This is a genomic window from Paenibacillus monticola (assembly GCF_009664975.1).
Lineage (GTDB): Bacteria > Bacillota > Bacilli > Paenibacillales > Paenibacillaceae > Paenibacillus_AQ > Paenibacillus_AQ monticola.
In genome coordinates this window covers 838,797-854,694 of sequence record NZ_WJXB01000001.1, presented here as the reverse complement: position 1 = coordinate 854,694, position 15,898 = coordinate 838,797, and the positions used below count along the sequence as shown (strand labels likewise).

General features: G+C 47.4%; 11 protein-coding genes. 1 reads left to right on the top strand and 10 read right to left on the bottom strand.

Annotated features, from left to right (window positions below):
• Positions 1 to 50: 50 nt before the first annotated feature.
• The gene (locus GJB61_RS03645; RefSeq protein ID WP_229521428.1) at positions 51 to 1,769 is read right to left on the bottom strand and encodes a family 43 glycosylhydrolase; all 1,719 of its coding nucleotides are present in this window, start codon (positions 1,767 to 1,769) and stop codon (positions 51 to 53) included.
• A 273-nt stretch (positions 1,770 to 2,042) separates the two neighbouring features.
• On the opposite strand from GJB61_RS03645, the gene GJB61_RS03640 reads away from it, so the two are divergent.
• Positions 2,043 to 2,834, top strand: coding sequence for a helix-turn-helix transcriptional regulator (locus GJB61_RS03640; RefSeq protein ID WP_154117078.1), 792 nt, complete (start codon positions 2,043 to 2,045; stop codon positions 2,832 to 2,834).
• A 160-nt stretch (positions 2,835 to 2,994) separates the two neighbouring features.
• Here the strand turns inward: GJB61_RS03640 and GJB61_RS03635 are convergent, their stop codons facing one another.
• The 9 genes from GJB61_RS03635 to GJB61_RS03595 form a co-directional block, all read right to left on the bottom strand.
• Positions 2,995 to 4,509 (bottom strand): glycoside hydrolase family 43 protein, encoded by a 1,515-nt coding sequence (locus tag GJB61_RS03635; RefSeq protein WP_338115655.1) that lies wholly within the window; start codon positions 4,507 to 4,509, stop codon positions 2,995 to 2,997.
• A 27-nt stretch (positions 4,510 to 4,536) separates the two neighbouring features.
• Entirely contained in the window at positions 4,537 to 5,964 is a 1,428-nt protein-coding gene (locus GJB61_RS03630; RefSeq protein WP_154117077.1) for a glycoside hydrolase family 43 protein, read from the bottom strand.
• 47 nt (positions 5,965 to 6,011) lie between these two features.
• Positions 6,012 to 7,028 carry an endo-1,4-beta-xylanase gene (locus GJB61_RS03625; protein WP_154117302.1) on the bottom strand — a complete coding sequence of 339 codons (1,017 nt, stop codon included), beginning with the start codon at positions 7,026 to 7,028 and terminating at the stop codon, positions 6,012 to 6,014.
• 98 nt (positions 7,029 to 7,126) lie between these two features.
• Positions 7,127 to 8,644 (bottom strand): response regulator transcription factor, encoded by a 1,518-nt coding sequence (locus GJB61_RS03620; RefSeq protein ID WP_154117076.1) that lies wholly within the window; start codon positions 8,642 to 8,644, stop codon positions 7,127 to 7,129.
• Positions 8,637 to 10,445 (bottom strand): sensor histidine kinase, encoded by a 1,809-nt coding sequence (locus tag GJB61_RS03615; protein WP_154117075.1) that lies wholly within the window; start codon positions 10,443 to 10,445, stop codon positions 8,637 to 8,639. The genes GJB61_RS03620 and GJB61_RS03615 overlap by 8 nt, the downstream gene beginning before the upstream one ends.
• A 21-nt stretch (positions 10,446 to 10,466) precedes the next feature.
• Positions 10,467 to 12,095 (bottom strand): response regulator transcription factor, encoded by a 1,629-nt coding sequence (locus GJB61_RS03610; RefSeq protein ID WP_195724220.1) that lies wholly within the window; start codon positions 12,093 to 12,095, stop codon positions 10,467 to 10,469.
• Between the two features lie 28 nt (positions 12,096 to 12,123).
• Positions 12,124 to 13,035 carry a carbohydrate ABC transporter permease gene (locus tag GJB61_RS03605; RefSeq protein WP_154117073.1) on the bottom strand — a complete coding sequence of 304 codons (912 nt, stop codon included), beginning with the start codon at positions 13,033 to 13,035 and terminating at the stop codon, positions 12,124 to 12,126.
• A gap of 14 nt (positions 13,036 to 13,049) precedes the next feature.
• On the bottom strand, positions 13,050 to 14,036 hold the full coding sequence (locus GJB61_RS03600) for an ABC transporter permease (protein WP_154117072.1): 987 nt from the start codon (positions 14,034 to 14,036) through the stop codon (positions 13,050 to 13,052).
• Between the two features lie 97 nt (positions 14,037 to 14,133).
• Entirely contained in the window at positions 14,134 to 15,801 is a 1,668-nt protein-coding gene (locus GJB61_RS03595) for a type 2 periplasmic-binding domain-containing protein (protein ID WP_154117071.1), read from the bottom strand.
• Positions 15,802 to 15,898: the final 97 nt, after the last annotated feature.

Genomic DNA, 15,898 nt, shown 5'->3' with positions numbered 1-15,898 from the left:
CAGCACTTAAGAATACAGGAATCTGCTTGTTCGGTTTAAGTAACCCGCGTTTATCTCACGGTTACTTCTATAGATACCTTCTTTAGCTCCCGGTTCAGATCGTTATCCTCTGTCAGATCCAAGACCGGAACACCGTCAATGTCAAAATGCACGCGGCGCACGCCGGAACTTCTCGGTCCGTCAATTCCCGGTCTTGCGTGGTAGGCGTTCCAGATGACTCCGTCATCATCTGTCACATAGGAATTATGGCCCGGTCCATATTCCCCAGGCACGCTTCTGGAGGTCAGCAGCGGATAATTACCCTTGGTCCAACTGCGGATATCCAGCAAATCAGCACCCTTGTCGGCAGTCAAGAGACCCACAACATAGGTAGCATCCACCGCAGCGCTGGCAAAGGTCAAGAATAATTTGTCCTCGGTGTAGAGGGCGAACGGTCCTTCATCTACAAAGGTATGATTATTGGCCCACCCATAATCAGGTTTTGTCAGAAGCACCGGATCACTGGTCAGCTTCCACGGCTCCTGTGGGTTGATTGTGGCGATATAGATCCAGGCTCCAAGATCGACCGGCTCGAACTGGCGCTCCGACCATGCGGCGTAATGCTCTCCGTTCCATTGAATTACGGTCATATCGAGGGAAATGGTCTTGCCTGCTTCGCACAAATATGTACCGTCTTTCTTCACTACACGCTTAGGCATCGACCAATCAGCCGCACACATCGGATTTCCTTCTGCCCGTAGCTTCATGACATGCGACTCTTCATGCAGGAACTCTCCCGGTGTTGCTGCGTGAAAGATATAAAGCTCATCTTCAATGATATGAAATTCCGGCGCCCACAGCAGCCCACCGATCTGTTCATAGGTATTCGAATCCAAAATCAATGCTTCCTCGGCATCGACCAGCCCGGGGATCGTATCGGCTTCACGCATGTACAGCGTGTGGTTATGGTCCGCATCGTTGGTGGCAATGAAATAATATTTGCCTTTCCATTTCGCAATGCAAGGGTCCGCACGGTCGAGCGCAATCGGAAACGGGTAATGCTCCTGATGGACTTCACCGGAAATTCTATAGGTCCCCGCCTCGTCCCAATTGATTTCATCCATATTCCAATCCACTTTTTTCAGCGCTTTGGTGCCATCACTGTACAGAGCGGTGGCCCGGATCTCTTCCAAATCCTCTTCCGAGGCCGCTGTCACGCGGTCCGGGACTTCTATTGCAATATGGGTCGGAGCCGTAAGCTTACAGTAGAGCCTGTGTGCTATTTCCTTGGATACCGGGATGGAGTTGCGCGGCAAGATCCCCTCAATATCGGCAAGCACTGTATCCAGGGTAAAAGGCTGCGCCGCTTCCGGTGCCGAGAGTTCCTTCATGCTCATGATATCGGCTATAAAATTCTGATAACCGTTCCCCAGCTGATCGACCCAGCGGATCAGATAGCCTCCCCGTTCGGAATCGTATTCACAGAAGATATCGCTTACAAATGTATCCGCCTTAAGCTCCAACAGTCCAACTTCGTTGTATTGTAGCAAATCACTGGAGGAGAACAGCAGCACTTTTCCCTTGCTCTCTGCATCGGCTTCGCCCTCTGCCTCCGTACGGATTGCGATCACCCCGAAATCCCCCTCGGCGGTGTGGAATAGATACGGATTCTTCAAGCTCTTGGCCTGGAGTGTACCATCCTCGTTCTCTGTCGCCTTGGCGAATAAAACCCCCGAATTATGGTTTAATTCCTGAAAAAGAAGCCCGTCGTTGCAATAAGCCAAATGCATGCTGTGTGCCAGTTTCGGAGCGTATACCATATCCTCCTGGGGTAACCGAGTATAGCAAAGGATATAATTCCGATCTTCGTTTTGTTGTGGTATCATGGAACAAATGACCTTCCTTCATATTGATAATTTCTAATCAAAAGATTCTGTGATAGAATTCAAAAAATACCCCAAATCCCCTTGATTTACAATATAAATTATAGGGAAATATTGAATACCTAACAATGATAAATCCTGTTTTTTAATTGATGTATCCAAAGAAAGGAGAAGCTGCCGATGCCTAATATTCACTATGTCGAATTTGACGCTACTCATCCTGACGATTTTGTGTACAGTATACCCGATGGCTTGAATGCCTGGCTTCTGGTGCTCACACAAACTGCGGCGTTGTTTGAAGTTAACGGGGAATTGAAGGAGTATCCAGCCCACTCTGTTGTTCTTTATCCGCCAAAGCACAAGATTTATTACCGTGCTTGTTCCAAAAAATACATTAACGACTGGGTCCGTTTTGATGCGGATGATTCCTATATTACAGAAACCGTCTTCCCTGTCGGCATTCCATTTTCGCTTCCGGACCCCAGCTATTGCCATCAGCTGTTTCAACTGTTGACCTTTGAGCATACCTTTCAGAATGACTACCGGGAGCTTTCCATCGACTATCTGTTTAGAATTATCTTCAATAAGCTGTGTGAAGCATCCCAAGACAAGCTGAGTCCGCAATATTATAATCTTCTGGAATTACGCAAGACTCTGTACAATAACCCGGGCCATCCTTGGACCGTTCCAGCTATGGCAGAGTATCTGCACATCAGCGCAGGTTATCTACAAACCCTATATAAATCGACCTTCGGTATCTCCTGCATGGAGGATGTCATTCATTGCCGGATTCGGCTGGCCAAAGAAAAGCTTGGCTTCGGTCCGCATAAAATTGCCGAGGTCGCAACGATTTGCGGATATGCAAATGTGGAGCATTTCTGCAGACAGTTTCGGCAGCTTACTGGCTACTCCCCCCGGGCTTACCGAGACAAGCTTGCCTCCAAAGAACAAAAAGTCCAGGCAGAACTATAAAACAAATGATAAACAATACCCAAACCGCCATATCCTGAGCAAAATCATAGAACAAGAGTCTTCAAGCTTTTTATTTTCAAGGCAAAGGGCAGACCCTATGTGGCCGCCCTTTGCCTTGAAATTTGTGGCATGGTCAAGCTATATATATCTAAACCTTGTTCTAATTCCGCCTTTGATAATGGAAATAATCGAAATCGGCATAACCGCCGGACTGCTTGGTCGCGTAATTGAACAGGCCGATTCTGTACCCCATAAAATGATCCAGCGTGTATTTCATATGCAGCATCCGGCCGATTGGCTTCCAAGCTGTCCCGTCCTCTGAATAGAAGAACTGTGCTTGGTCAAGGCTATCCTCAAAATTGAAATCAATTTTGAGATAAACCCGTTCACCGGTGAACACAACACTCTCCACCGTCTCCTCGCAGCCGTCACCGCCGTTGATGCACATATCAACGTTGAACTGTCCCTGCTCCCCGGCGGCTATACTTACAGTGCCGAACCCATTCTGCAGCGCTACCATGCCTGCCCGGTCACCAGGCATCATGCCGGAGACCTCCAGCACTGTCTCCGCGCTGCAGGCCGGACCTTCCGTACGCTGTGTCAGCGTATTCCGTGCTAATAGAATGCTGTCTGATAATTGACCGGTGCGGAGCCGAAGATGGCCCGGCCGCTCTGTCACAGACCATAGCCTATGGTCTGGATTATGGTTCCATTGCCAGTTCAGGGCCACCCGATTAGTCTCATAGTCGAACTCATCGCTGATTACCAGAGGCTTCGGTTCCGCAACCGGAAGCTTTGTCTCCACAACTTGAGGTACTGAGCCATTCATCCCGATGATCGGCCAATCGTTCTCCCAGCTCACAGGAAGTACGCAGGGAATCCGCCCGACAGCATCATGATCCTGAAACAGCACAGCATACCAATCATGATCTGGAGTATCAACAATGCCTCCTTGCGCTACACCATTATTATGGTAGCCCAGATCATGATCCAGAATGATTTTCCGTTCATAGGTTCCCAGAAGCTCGCGCGAGCGGTAGCATATTTGACGCCTGCGCATATTTCCGGTTCTCGGCCATTCAATAAAGAACAAATAGTAATAACCGTTCAGCTTGTATGCATGACAACCTTCGATCCGCAGAACCATGTCTTTCCGATCGCCGTCGAGCAGCAACTGATCGGTTCCACCTAGCTTCACAGCCGTAAGATCTTCCGTCAGCTCCTTAATACAGATATCCCCATTACCGTAGATCACATAATTGCGGCTATCGTCATCCAGCAGCAAACTCGGGTCATGGTGAAGCCCCGGTATCACCGAACGTTCCCATATTCCATGTTCTATATCCCCCGTGCGGTAGATATAGAACCGGTCCATGTCATTGGATGAAAAACAAACGTAAAACACCCCGTCTTTATAACGGAGGGATGCCGCCCAAGAGCCACTTCCGTAAATACCGTGTCCGTCCAGCAGCTGGTGGGCATCGTTATCTTCAAAGGTATCATATACATAATTCACAATTTCCCAATCCATTAAGTTAACCGATTTCATAATCGGACAGCCCGGCATGGAATGCATACTCGTGCTGACCATATAAAATATAGGGCCAACCCGGATGACGTCAGCATCCGGAACATCTGCCCACATGATAGGATTGGTTATGGTAGCAGTATTCACTGTATTTCCCTCCCCGAATGTATTCCTCTACTCCATGAACTGCCATGATACAAGCTTGAATAATGGCATCCCTGTTGTTCCTGTAAACACCAGATACAGGTCGTGGATTCCTTGAGTTCCGTTAACCTCCGTCTTTAACTCTACCCTATTCTCCGGCCCGTTCGCGGCGGGCACAGGCAGTTCGCCAATGAATAGACCTGCCGGGTCATCCAGATGCAGTTCAATCGTACCCCCACCCTCAAGACTTATGACAGAGGCACTGAATGTTTCGGCACCTTTACTTCCGAAATCGACCCCTGCTAACCCAATCCAGTCGCCATTGTCTATATTCGTTACAAGCCGTTCTTCCACGGCCTCCTCGAATTCCGTCTTTATGCCTGCGCTCCACCCTATCGTCTCCGCCTGTACACGTTGATACGGGCATAAAGGTTTGATTTGCTGCACACCTTTATAGTCAGCTTCAACCTCCCGAATGGAGCCATCCTCGTTATGGAAAAGGCGGCCCAGATGCGTCGAACGATAGCCGTTCGCAATTCCATGTGCTTTGGACAAGGTTTGTGCGTGATAGGCGATATACCATTCTTCATGAAATTGGAAAATCGCATGATGGTTATTACCCGACACTCCGAAAAAATGTCCCGGATTTTTTAATATCGTCTCACGATATGTCCAAGGACCCATTGGGTTATCGCTCGTCATATATGCAATCTCTCCCGCAGGAGGGCTGCCTTCCGGACGTTCCCCATCATAGAAATTTGAACAATAGGAATAGTAGTAGACACCTTCCCGCTTATGTATGCCGGCATCCTCAAACATGAACGGGGCGGGAACAATCTCAGCTGTACCCACTACACTAGTCATGTCATCTCCCAGCTTCATCACCCGTGCTGTACCCGGCTCCGCATATTCTTCTTCCGGTACTCCGCCTCCGAAATAGATATAACCCTTGCCGTCATTATCAACCAGAACCGCCGGGTCAAAAAGCCATGTCACATCCGCAACTCCCGGAGTTGAACGCAAAATGAGTGCCTCACCAATAGGGTCAATCCATGGTCCCACCGGGCTGTCACTACTCAGAACGCCGATACCGCTGGCATTATTGGCGAAGTACAGAAAGAATTTATCCTTGCCTTCGATCACCTTGTGGACTGCTGCAGGCGCCCAAGACTGGGTAGCCCACTTAGCCGCCCCATCCGGCCCTGCTACCACAATTTCGCCATGATCGGTCCAGTTGACTAAATCGCTGGAGGAGATTACCGCAATCTTATTGATACTGCTGAAAGTGTTCTCTTTTACAATACCGCTCCCGTCGAACTCCAGCGCGTCATTGGTCATGTACAAATAGACACGGTCTCCGAATACCAGGGCATACGGATCAGCCCCGTATCGATTTGCAACCAACGGATTACCGTTAGGCGGAACCTTTCCTATGGCCTGATTCAATTGAAATGTCATGATTTGTCCTCCACTTTTATGAATTTATCGAACTTTATCAAGGGTTATCATTTCGAGGCAGCCAGATCGACAAGCCGCCCGAACGAAGCTTTGGGGTGCTGGTGTACGTCAAAGAGAAACGGCCAGTTTTTACGCCCGCGAACCGGGAAATCGTCCAGCCAGGTATAGTCATCAGCTGCACCCCAGAATGTAACAGAATCAATGACCTTTCTGTATTCCAGCAGAACGGCAAAAATCTCCGCATAACGTTCTTCCTGAAGCTTCAGCATCTCAACTGTTGGCGCTTTCAAATCAGCTCGGTTATCTTCGAACCGAAACATGGAAAGATCCAACTCGGTAATGTGGATTCTAAGGCCAAGAGAAGCATATAGCTCAAGCGCACTGCGGATTTCGTCAATGGTTGGTCCATAGATATTCCAGTGTGCCTGCATTCCTATCCCGTGAATAGGTGTATCTTGGTCGAGCAAACTGCGGACCAGCTTGAAGATTTTATCGCGTTTAACAGGATCGGTCTCGTTATAATCGTTGTAGAACAGCAAAGCGTCCGGGTCTGCCTGATGGGCCATTTCAAATGCCTCACGGAGATAGTCCTCTCCGAGAATTTCCAACCATTTCGTATTCCTCAAGTATTGGTCGGATTTATCCTCAATCGCTTCATTTACCACATCCCAGGCATATGCCTGCCCGCGGTATCGCCCAACCACAGTGTTAATATGGGTTTGCAGACGGCCAAGCAGCTGCTCCCTGGTACACGGCTCACCCTCTGAATTGCGGAACATCCAGTCCCCTGTCTGGTTATGCCAGAGAAGGGTATGGCCTCGGACTGCGATGTGATTGGCCTGCGCGAACTCAAAGATACGGTCGGCTGCATCAAAGGTATAGATTCCTTCATGCGGCTGAACCTCCTCCGGCTTCATCACATTTTCGGCTGTAATGCTGTTGAAATGCTTAGCAATGAAAGAAGCTTGAGCAGATAAGGTGCCCATGCTCAGCGCAGCGCCAATTTTGAAGGCATCTCGGAATACTTCATGCAATGCGGGTAACCCGCTGCTTGCCTGTGTCATCATCTATAACCTCCTATAGTGGGTGTAGTCCGGACAGTTAAGTCTATAATATCGCTTTTGTATGCGTTTACCATTACCAAAATAAATAAGGATACCCGTCATTTTTCAGCTCTAGCCTGGTTACGGTAAGCGACCGGTTTCAATGCCGTCCGTTTTTCAAACTCTCTTAAAAAATGATGGTAATGCACATAACCTACATTCTCTGCAATCTTCCTGACGGTCTCGCCCGTCTCAATCAACCGTTTCTTGGCTTGCTCGATGCGCAAATTATGAATATATTCAAGGATGCTGATACCATTCTTTTTAATAAACGCCTGGCCCAGGTATACCGAATTGATATAAAAGTGCTCCGCTATCTCTTTTACAGTTAAAGGTTTGGAATAATTGTCCTTCAAATAACATTCCACCTGTATGTGCGGATGCTCGGATCCGCGTTCCTTATGCTGTTTGATGTATTCCATACATGAGTTCAACAAATCCCTTAGGATGTCTTCCAGCACTGCAAGTGACTTTGGCTTGGTTTTAAAAAAATCAAAAGAATCACTCCACTGCTCAGCCTTTCCTCCGAACTCCTTCACCAGCTCCATACTTTTCAGCATGATATCGATACTGGTCATCTGCACAACCTCAGGCGCAGTTCTACTCTGTTCAAACATTCTGAACATTTCCTTCAATTTGTCCCAAGCTTTCTGCTCCTGCAATCTTTCAACTGCACCCATCAGTTCCTCTGTCAGATTTGCGGATGGAAGATTATAGTTAAGCTGAACCCGAGCATCCATGTTTGTGTCAATGGGTCCGCTTGCTTCCGAATAAAAAAAGTTGCGTGCGGCAGCCCCTGCAGCCACCATATAGGATACGGGCAGCTCCCGTAGAGACTGAACACTCGGCCCGATACTCACAGACCCCTTCACGCCGTTACGTGACAACTCGGTATATACCTCCATAGCCAGCTCCGCTGTTGATGCTGAGTTCTCCACGACAAGCCCCGCCTGATCACCGGGCATATCAATGAACAAAGCACCCGCTGCCTCAGCGAGCTTTCGGCAGATTTCCGTGATAATGTTTTTGGAGCCATCCACATGTATATATGTCCACCCCAAAACGGCCTCGTCCAGACAATCCATTTGTTCGGCAATCTCCTCTTCCGGCTCCGCCCACTGCCCTTCAAGCATACGTGCGATTGCAACGGGAAGAAGCTGGTTCGCCAGCATGTTCTGCTGCATCTTGTGCTTGACACGTAATTCCAGCTCGTCCGTAATGTCAGCAAGTGCCTTATCCCATTCCGCCTCAATGACAGGCTTCAGCAAGTAGTGCTTCACACCGTAACGGATTGCCGTCCGTGCATATTCAAACTCGCCATACCCGCTGAGGACGATAAAGAGGGGCTGTTCTCGATCCGACTGGCGTACGCGCTTGATTAGCTCTAATCCATCGATGCCGGGCATGCGGATATCAGTAATGACAAGGTCTGGCGAACATTCATCAATCATAGTCAACGCATCTTCCCCGTTCTCACACGCTCCGCAGATTTCAAAACCCAGTTCCTCCCAATCGGTCAACGTTCTTAATCCCTCTAATGCAATCGTTTCATCGTCAGCTAAAACCACTTTAAACATGGGATTCCTCCACCTTTGGGTCCACTGCCAAGTCTATGGGGATTTGAATGGTGACAGCCGTCTGTTCATACTCGGTACTCTTAATGGTAAACCCGGCTCTGCTGTCATAATACATCATCAGTCGTTTATAGACGTTTCGGAGCCCAATATTACTACCGGAGTCTTGTTCCGATTTCAGGTGGGATTCGATCCAGTTGAGCTTCTCCGTATCGATTCCCTTTCCGTTGTCAGTAACAACAATGATTAGATCTGTGTCGTTCATAGAAGCAGACACGTGAATCCTCCTTGCTCCTTTAACCGACTGCAGACCATGCTTGCAGGAATTCTCCACCAGTACCTGGACGCTCATTTTCGGAATCCGGCATTTCAGCACGGCGGGGTCAATATCAATGTCGTAAGTGAACCGGCTCTGAAAACGGAATTTTTCAATCTGCAGATACATTTCAATAAAAGATATTTCTTCCTCGACGGTGATCAGATCGTCCTTCCAGCTCAGCAGTCTGCGCAGAATATGAGCCAGATTCCGAATCACATCGGTGACCTCTTCATACTTGTATTTCTTGCAAATGACCAATATGGCGTTCAGTGTATTAAAGAGGAAATGCGGGTCCACCTGACTTTCCAGATAGTTCAATTCGGCTCTTACCCGCTCAAGCTCAAGGTCCTTTTTCTGGATTTCCAGCTTATATACATCATTGATCAAATTGCGGATTTTCCCCGTCATCAGATTGAAGCTGCGGATCAAACCGCCGATCTCGTCCTTCCCCTCATACATATCTATGTTCTCAAACTGCTCGTATTTGACCAGCTTCATATGTTTGTAGAGCAGCCTTACTCTCAGATTATAAGATTGTAAAATAACGATCATTAGCAGGGTGGGAATAATTATCGTCAGCACAGCAAAAATCAATGAAATTCGCAGCGCATGGCTCATCTCATGATTGACCACTCTGCCTTCCGGAGTTCCGATCAGCCTCCAGCCATTCGTATATCCTGCACTGCCCAAAGTACGAACAATCTGTTTGGACGACTGGCTGTCGTCCGTGTCTACGTTCAACAAGGCGTTTGTATCGAGTGAATAATAGGAATGATCCGATTCCAGCACGACACGATTCTGCTCATCCAGTAGTTTGAACTGTAAATAGTCGCGTTCTTTCTGGAACAGTTCCTGCACATTGTTCAACCTCAGATCAATTCGTAGATATTTATGGTAGGACTGTCCCGTAGAGTTATCCAATTTGCGGATAAGGCTGACAAACACTTCCTGCTGAGGCGGATTGAGTGGGTTAGTATCCTGATACGAGGTTAACAGTACCTTGTCCGCGCCCCCGGTAATTTTGCGATACCATTCACTCTCCTTGTCACTGTCGGACAAAACAAAGTAACTGCTGCCATTCTGGATAGAAGGATTCGTAGTATACACACCCATCCAATAAATATAGGAATGCAGATTGCTGTATTGTCGCATCTTATCCCTCAGAATATCGTTGTAGGCTTCATAATAAGCCTCATTATCCGGATAAGTATAATCCATGATTTCATTGAAAGCACGGTCCGCAGCAACCGTATTGCTTATCGCCACACATTCATTCACGATTTGCATGAAATCATAGACCACCCGGTCTACAGAAATCTCAAGATTCTCTCTTTCACGGGTATCCACATTACGGCTGATCTGAACATAAAAGAGGGCATTAATGCTGAGTATCGGGACAAGAACACATAGCAAATAAATAAACAGAAACTTGTATTTGAGCGGGATATCATTGACGAAGGCTGATGGTTTCCTTTTGCCTTTCATGCTGCTCCCCTCCCCCTTGAATTACCCCTTCTTGTACACCGAAGGCGAGACGCCATTCAGCACTTTAAACTTGGCCGCGAACAAATCCGCATCCGAATATCCTACACGCCCCGAGATATCCGAAATACACATATTCGTCTGGCGCAGCAGTTTCTTGGCTTTTTCAATTCGGAATTCATGAAGAAACTCGTTAAAAGAGATGCCATAACGTTTCTTGATTCGTTGTCCCAGATAAGCAGAATTCACATGTAAATGCTTCGCGATGTCCTGCAGCTTCAGCTTCTCCTGATAATGCACCCGGACATAATCAATCGCCGCCGTAACGAGCAGGTCCTCTTGATTGTTGTCCGCTGAGGCGAACCATTCAGCCACTTCGTTCAGATCCTCCGCCGTCTGCCGTTCAAACAGCGGCAAGCAGCAAGCAGTTACCCGGGGGGGAAACCATTTATCCGCCCATAATACAGATTCTCCTCCTCTGGCGTCGATTTCGCGTAGCAATTCAACTTTGATGTTGCTCAGGAAAGCATCGATCCATGCACTTGAAGTACTATTCGCCGAGAAAATTTTAAATATATCGCTCAGTTGGGAGCTTGATGGGTCAAGCTGCCCTTCCGTAACCGATTGGAGCAGCGATTTCTTGAGCCCTGCCGCAAGCAGCGCCATTCCATCCTTGTCTTGCTGCTGGAAGAAACTAATCCCACGGGTGTTCAAATCCGACCGGCATAGTTCAGCGGCAAGCGCTTCATGATAGGCAGCATTCAGAAATGAAGTCCCCTGATGCTCAAGGCTTGCCGAGCAAAGAACTAGACCGTTATATTGAGTCCGCATTTCATTAATCCAGCTTGCTAGCATCACCTGGTCAAGCTCTGGGCCTTCCGGCGGGGAAACCAGTAAATAGCCATGCTTATGGCTTCCGGCCATAAAAGGATACGCGGTTATATTGCGGAACGCTTCTTTGACATTCATGGAATAGACTTGACTTCGCAAATGTGAGCTGTCGGGCGAATCGCTCTGAACCAATACACAGCATATCCGGGAGCCGGGGTGTATATCCAGCGCTTTAAGTGCCTCTTTCAATTCCTCTGAAGTATTCTCACGCATGAGAAGACGAGATACGGCTTCTGCCTGTATGAAGGCGGAAACCAATTCCTGCCGTGATGCATGCTTGCGCTCAGCGCGTATTTGTTCGGCTACAGTTAGCAGAGCCTCTGTCAACTCTCTTTCATCCAAAGGTTTGGTCAAATAATTGGACACACCGTATCTAAGGGCTTCTTTGGCATACTCAAAGTCTGCATAACCACTAAAAATGATAAACTTCGGTTGGAAATCGCTTTCAGCAAATTTCTTGATGAGTTCAAGGCCATCGATCACAGGCATACGTACATCGGTTATAACCAAATCAGGCCTTGTGCTATGAATAAGCTGCAGCGCATCTTCACCATCCATTGCCTCGCCGCACACTTCAAAGTCCAGTTTCTCCCATTCCACCAGGATTCGAAGCCCTTCTAGCATCAGCGGCTCATCGTCGGCAAACAGTACCTTAAGCATTGGCATCACCATCTTTATTTCAAAATTTTGATTACGGAAAGCTAAGCCTTGCCCAACAGGAGAAACCGCTTCGGTCGCTGCCGAAACGGTTTTCAATATCATACAATCCATTTAAATAATATAAATTCAGTTATTCTTTAACACTTCCCAAGTTTAATCCTACCACGAAGTACTTCTGCAAGAAAGGATATACGAACAATATTGGCACTGCGGTAACAATGGTGATGGCTGCACGGATGGAAGCCGGTGTCACTAATGCCTGCGCCTGATTGTGCTGATTGCCAGCCAGCAAGGAAGGATCGTTGTTCGTACTCATGGTGGAACCAAGCAACTTCATCATTTCATATTGCAGTGTGCTGAGCTTGATATCCGAGGAGGCATACAGGAATGTATCGAACCACGAGTTCCATGCGCCTACGGCGATGAACAAAGCAACGGTTGCCAGCACGGGCGTACACAGCGGAAAGACAATTTTCCAGAAGATTCTGAATTCTCCCGCCCCGTCGATCTTCGCTGACTCCGTAAGACTGCCTGGAAGGGACCGGATATACGTCCGCATGATAATCAGATTGAACGCGCCGACCAAGCTCGGAAGGATATAGACCATAAAGCTATGAAGCAGGCCCAAATTTTTAATAAGGAAGTAGTTCGGAATCAGGCCGGCATTGAAATACATGGTCAGGATGAACAACATGCCGATTTTTTTACGGAAAATATATTGCTGCTGTGCCAGTGTATATGCCAGCATGGTGGTCAGAAAAACGCCGAATACCGTCGAGAGCACCGTGCGGGACACGGAGATAAAAGCGGCATGGTAGATCGTCCCTGAAATAAAGACAGCTCTATAGTTCTCCATGGTCCAGTCACGGGGCCAGAAATAAATTCCGCCGGCAAGAGTGTCACTGCCGTCATTTAAAGAAACAGCAAGCGTGTGGAGGAATGGATAGAGTGTGATGGCAACCACAAAGAGCATAAATATCGAGTTGATCGTATGAAATACAACCGGCTCAAAACGGCTTGAACCTTTCGTCACAGCTTTCATTTGGGCTTCCTCCTCTATATTAATCGCTCTTCGCCGAGGCGTTTTGCGATATAATTTGCGATGAATACGAGCACAACACTTACGATGGTTTTGAATATCCCTGCCGCCGTAGCCAGAGAATAATTCCCCATAGAGATACCATACTTTAATACAAAGATATCAATGGTTTGCGACCAGTCCACAGTAAGACCGTTGCCAAGCAAATATTGAAGTTCAAAACCGGCATCAAGAATATGTCCAATGTTCATAATCAATAAAATAACGAATGTGGCTTTAATCCCCGGAAGAGTGACATAGCGCATTTTCTGAAAACGCTTGGCGCCGTCTATGGACGCTGCCTCATACAGAGAAGGATCGATCGAGGTAATGGCTGCCAGATAAATGATGGTGCCCCAGCCTACCTCTTTCCACACGTTCGAAGCCCCGACAATACCCCAGAAATATTTCCCTTCACTGAGCCACATAATCGGTTCTTTAATGAAGTGAAGCTTCATTAAGACTATATTGACAATTCCGTCATCAATCGACAGCGAAGTGGCGACGATACCTGCCGCGATAACCCAGGATAAGAAGTGAGGCAAATACGAAATGGACTGAACAATACGTTTGAAAAACTTAACTTTGATCTCATTTAGTAGTAAAGCCAGGCCGATTGCTGTAGTAGTACCAAGTATAAGGTTTATAAAACTCATGGCAACCGTATTGCGCAGTACCATCAAAAAGGTCTCGTCCGCAAACAGAAATTTGAACTGCTGCAAGCCAACCCATTCCTGCTGGCCGAAGGAACGCGCCGGACGATAGTTCTGAAAAGCCATCAACCAGCCCCAAATTGGAATGTAGTTAAAGATAATCAGATAAATAGCAATCGGCACAGACATAAAAATAAGCTGCTTCTGTATTTTCAGCGTTTTCCAGCTAAGGCTCACACCGATTTCCGGATCGACTCTGCTTTTTCTAGGCTTCTGTTTTTTGACCTGTTTGTCCAGTACGGCATCAGACATGTAGTGTTCCCTCCTGTAAAATCATTCTCTCCATACTATCCCTATTTATGAAGAGCGGGAAGTTCATTTCCCGCTCCTGTTACAGCCTTAATTCCGCTTACTTCACGCTCCACTGTTCGATGCGCTGCTGGATACCTTCATTTATCCGATCTTCATATGCCTTGATATCCAGCTTATGGATCTGGTTAACATAATCGGTCCAGACATCTTCGAATTCAGCTGGACTGGCCATAATGGACTTCGGCAAAAATTTGACTTGAAGGTCATTCAGCTTGGACTGAGCAAGCTGGGCTGCCGAACCGTCCTTAAGAACGATGGAATAGGCCGGGAAGTAGATATTATTCTCTTTCGGTTCCTTGAAGAATTCAGACCATGATTTCTTGTTGTACGCCTTCAGGATTTTCTGATCGTAAGGCTTCAGACTATCGAAGAATTCCTGCGGCTGCGTTCCGGGATCTCCTGCATTCCCGTCGCTGTAGGTACCTTGAATTTTCGGCATATATCCATGCATGGTTGTGATTTTATTAGCCACCTGCCAGCTTGTCTGATCTGCGTTCGCCCGTTGTTCCGGCGTCCGGTAGAATGAACCGTCTGCATTCACTTCATAGTCTTCGCCTTTGATTCCCCATTGGATGGTTTTCTGCCAATCTTCTGTAATCATCTGATCCCAGAATTTGATAATCCGTACTGGGTCCTTGGCATTGATTGAAATCCCGAATCCGCGGTTGGTTCCGACCGCTCCGCGGTCACGATACCATTCCTCAGCGCCATCATAGAGCAGAGGGAATCCGATATACGTATTTTCAATTTTTCCTTGGGAGATCAGGGATGTTTCGCCATCCTGGAAGTTCCAGTGCTGGTCAAACATACCGATAACCTTGCCGCTTGCGACTTTGGCCAGGTACTGGTCATAGTTCTGTACGAAGGCTTCTTTATCCATCAGACCTTGAGCATTTATTTCATTAAGCTTCTTGTAATAAGTCTTGGAGATGTCCTTGTCGGCAAAAATTTGCGCGATGTTGTTGTCTACAATAACGGCCCCATCATTCGGATGTCCCGCCAAGTGCTCAGGGGCATTCTGAAGCGGGAATACACGCCAGTCGAAGTTGAGCGATTCAAACCCGATCATATCCGGGTGCTTTTCTTTATATTTGGCTATGATATCGAAATACTCATCCAGAGTCTTCGGTGTCGGATATCCCATTTCCTCAAGAACGGCTTTCTGAAGCCAGAAGCCTGGTCCCTGGTAAGTCGGTTCAGTGATTGTACCTTGATATACGCCATAGCTTGGGAGAACGTAGATGTGGCCGTCGTTCTCATCCTTGATCTGATTCCAGACAGCGGCATAGTGCTTCTTCAGGTTAGGCGCATACTGCTCAATCAGATCCTCAAGCGGAATGTAAGCTTTGGCATTGATTAATTTGTCATCACCCGACATGATGTCCGGGTAGTCTTCAGAGGCAATCATTACGCCCAGCTTCTGTTGCAGATCACCCACCAGAAATTCCATATTGAAGCTGACGCCGGTTTCTTCTTTCATCAGTTTGAGAATCTTGTTGTCGGCCGTAGGCTGCTGCCCGGGACCTGACATAAATACCGAGAATGTTACCGGAGCTTTGTCGTCTCCATTTGCTGCTGGACTAGCCGTTGTCCCATTTGCTGAATTGCCGTTTGAATTGTTCGAGCTGCAGCCTGACAAAGCCAGTGCAAGTGTGAATACACCGACCGCCAGCGCTCGGGCGGAACGTTTTACCGTTTTATGCATTTTATTATGCCTCCCCTTTTTTGGCTAATCACTTCGTTTGTTCAATCAACTAGTGACAATTTAATTATATCTTTCAAGAATACGCTTACAATTCACA

Coding starts and splice junctions, on each gene's coding strand:
- GJB61_RS03645 (WP_229521428.1), bottom strand. CDS start 1,769: ATGCATTTGGCTTATTGCAACGACGGGCTTCTTTTTCAGGAATTAAAC.
- GJB61_RS03640 (WP_154117078.1), top strand. CDS start 2,043: ATGCCTAATATTCACTATGTCGAATTTGACGCTACTCATCCTGACGAT.
- GJB61_RS03630 (WP_154117077.1), bottom strand. CDS start 5,964: ATGACATTTCAATTGAATCAGGCCATAGGAAAGGTTCCGCCTAACGGT.
- GJB61_RS03625 (WP_154117302.1), bottom strand. CDS start 7,028: ATGACACAGGCAAGCAGCGGGTTACCCGCATTGCATGAAGTATTCCGA.
- GJB61_RS03620 (WP_154117076.1), bottom strand. CDS start 8,644: ATGTTTAAAGTGGTTTTAGCTGACGATGAAACGATTGCATTAGAGGGA.
- GJB61_RS03615 (WP_154117075.1), bottom strand. CDS start 10,445: ATGAAAGGCAAAAGGAAACCATCAGCCTTCGTCAATGATATCCCGCTC.
- GJB61_RS03610 (WP_195724220.1), bottom strand. CDS start 12,095: ATGATATTGAAAACCGTTTCGGCAGCGACCGAAGCGGTTTCTCCTGTT.
- GJB61_RS03605 (WP_154117073.1), bottom strand. CDS start 13,035: ATGAAAGCTGTGACGAAAGGTTCAAGCCGTTTTGAGCCGGTTGTATTT.
- GJB61_RS03600 (WP_154117072.1), bottom strand. CDS start 14,036: ATGTCTGATGCCGTACTGGACAAACAGGTCAAAAAACAGAAGCCTAGA.
- GJB61_RS03595 (WP_154117071.1), bottom strand. CDS start 15,801: ATGCATAAAACGGTAAAACGTTCCGCCCGAGCGCTGGCGGTCGGTGTA.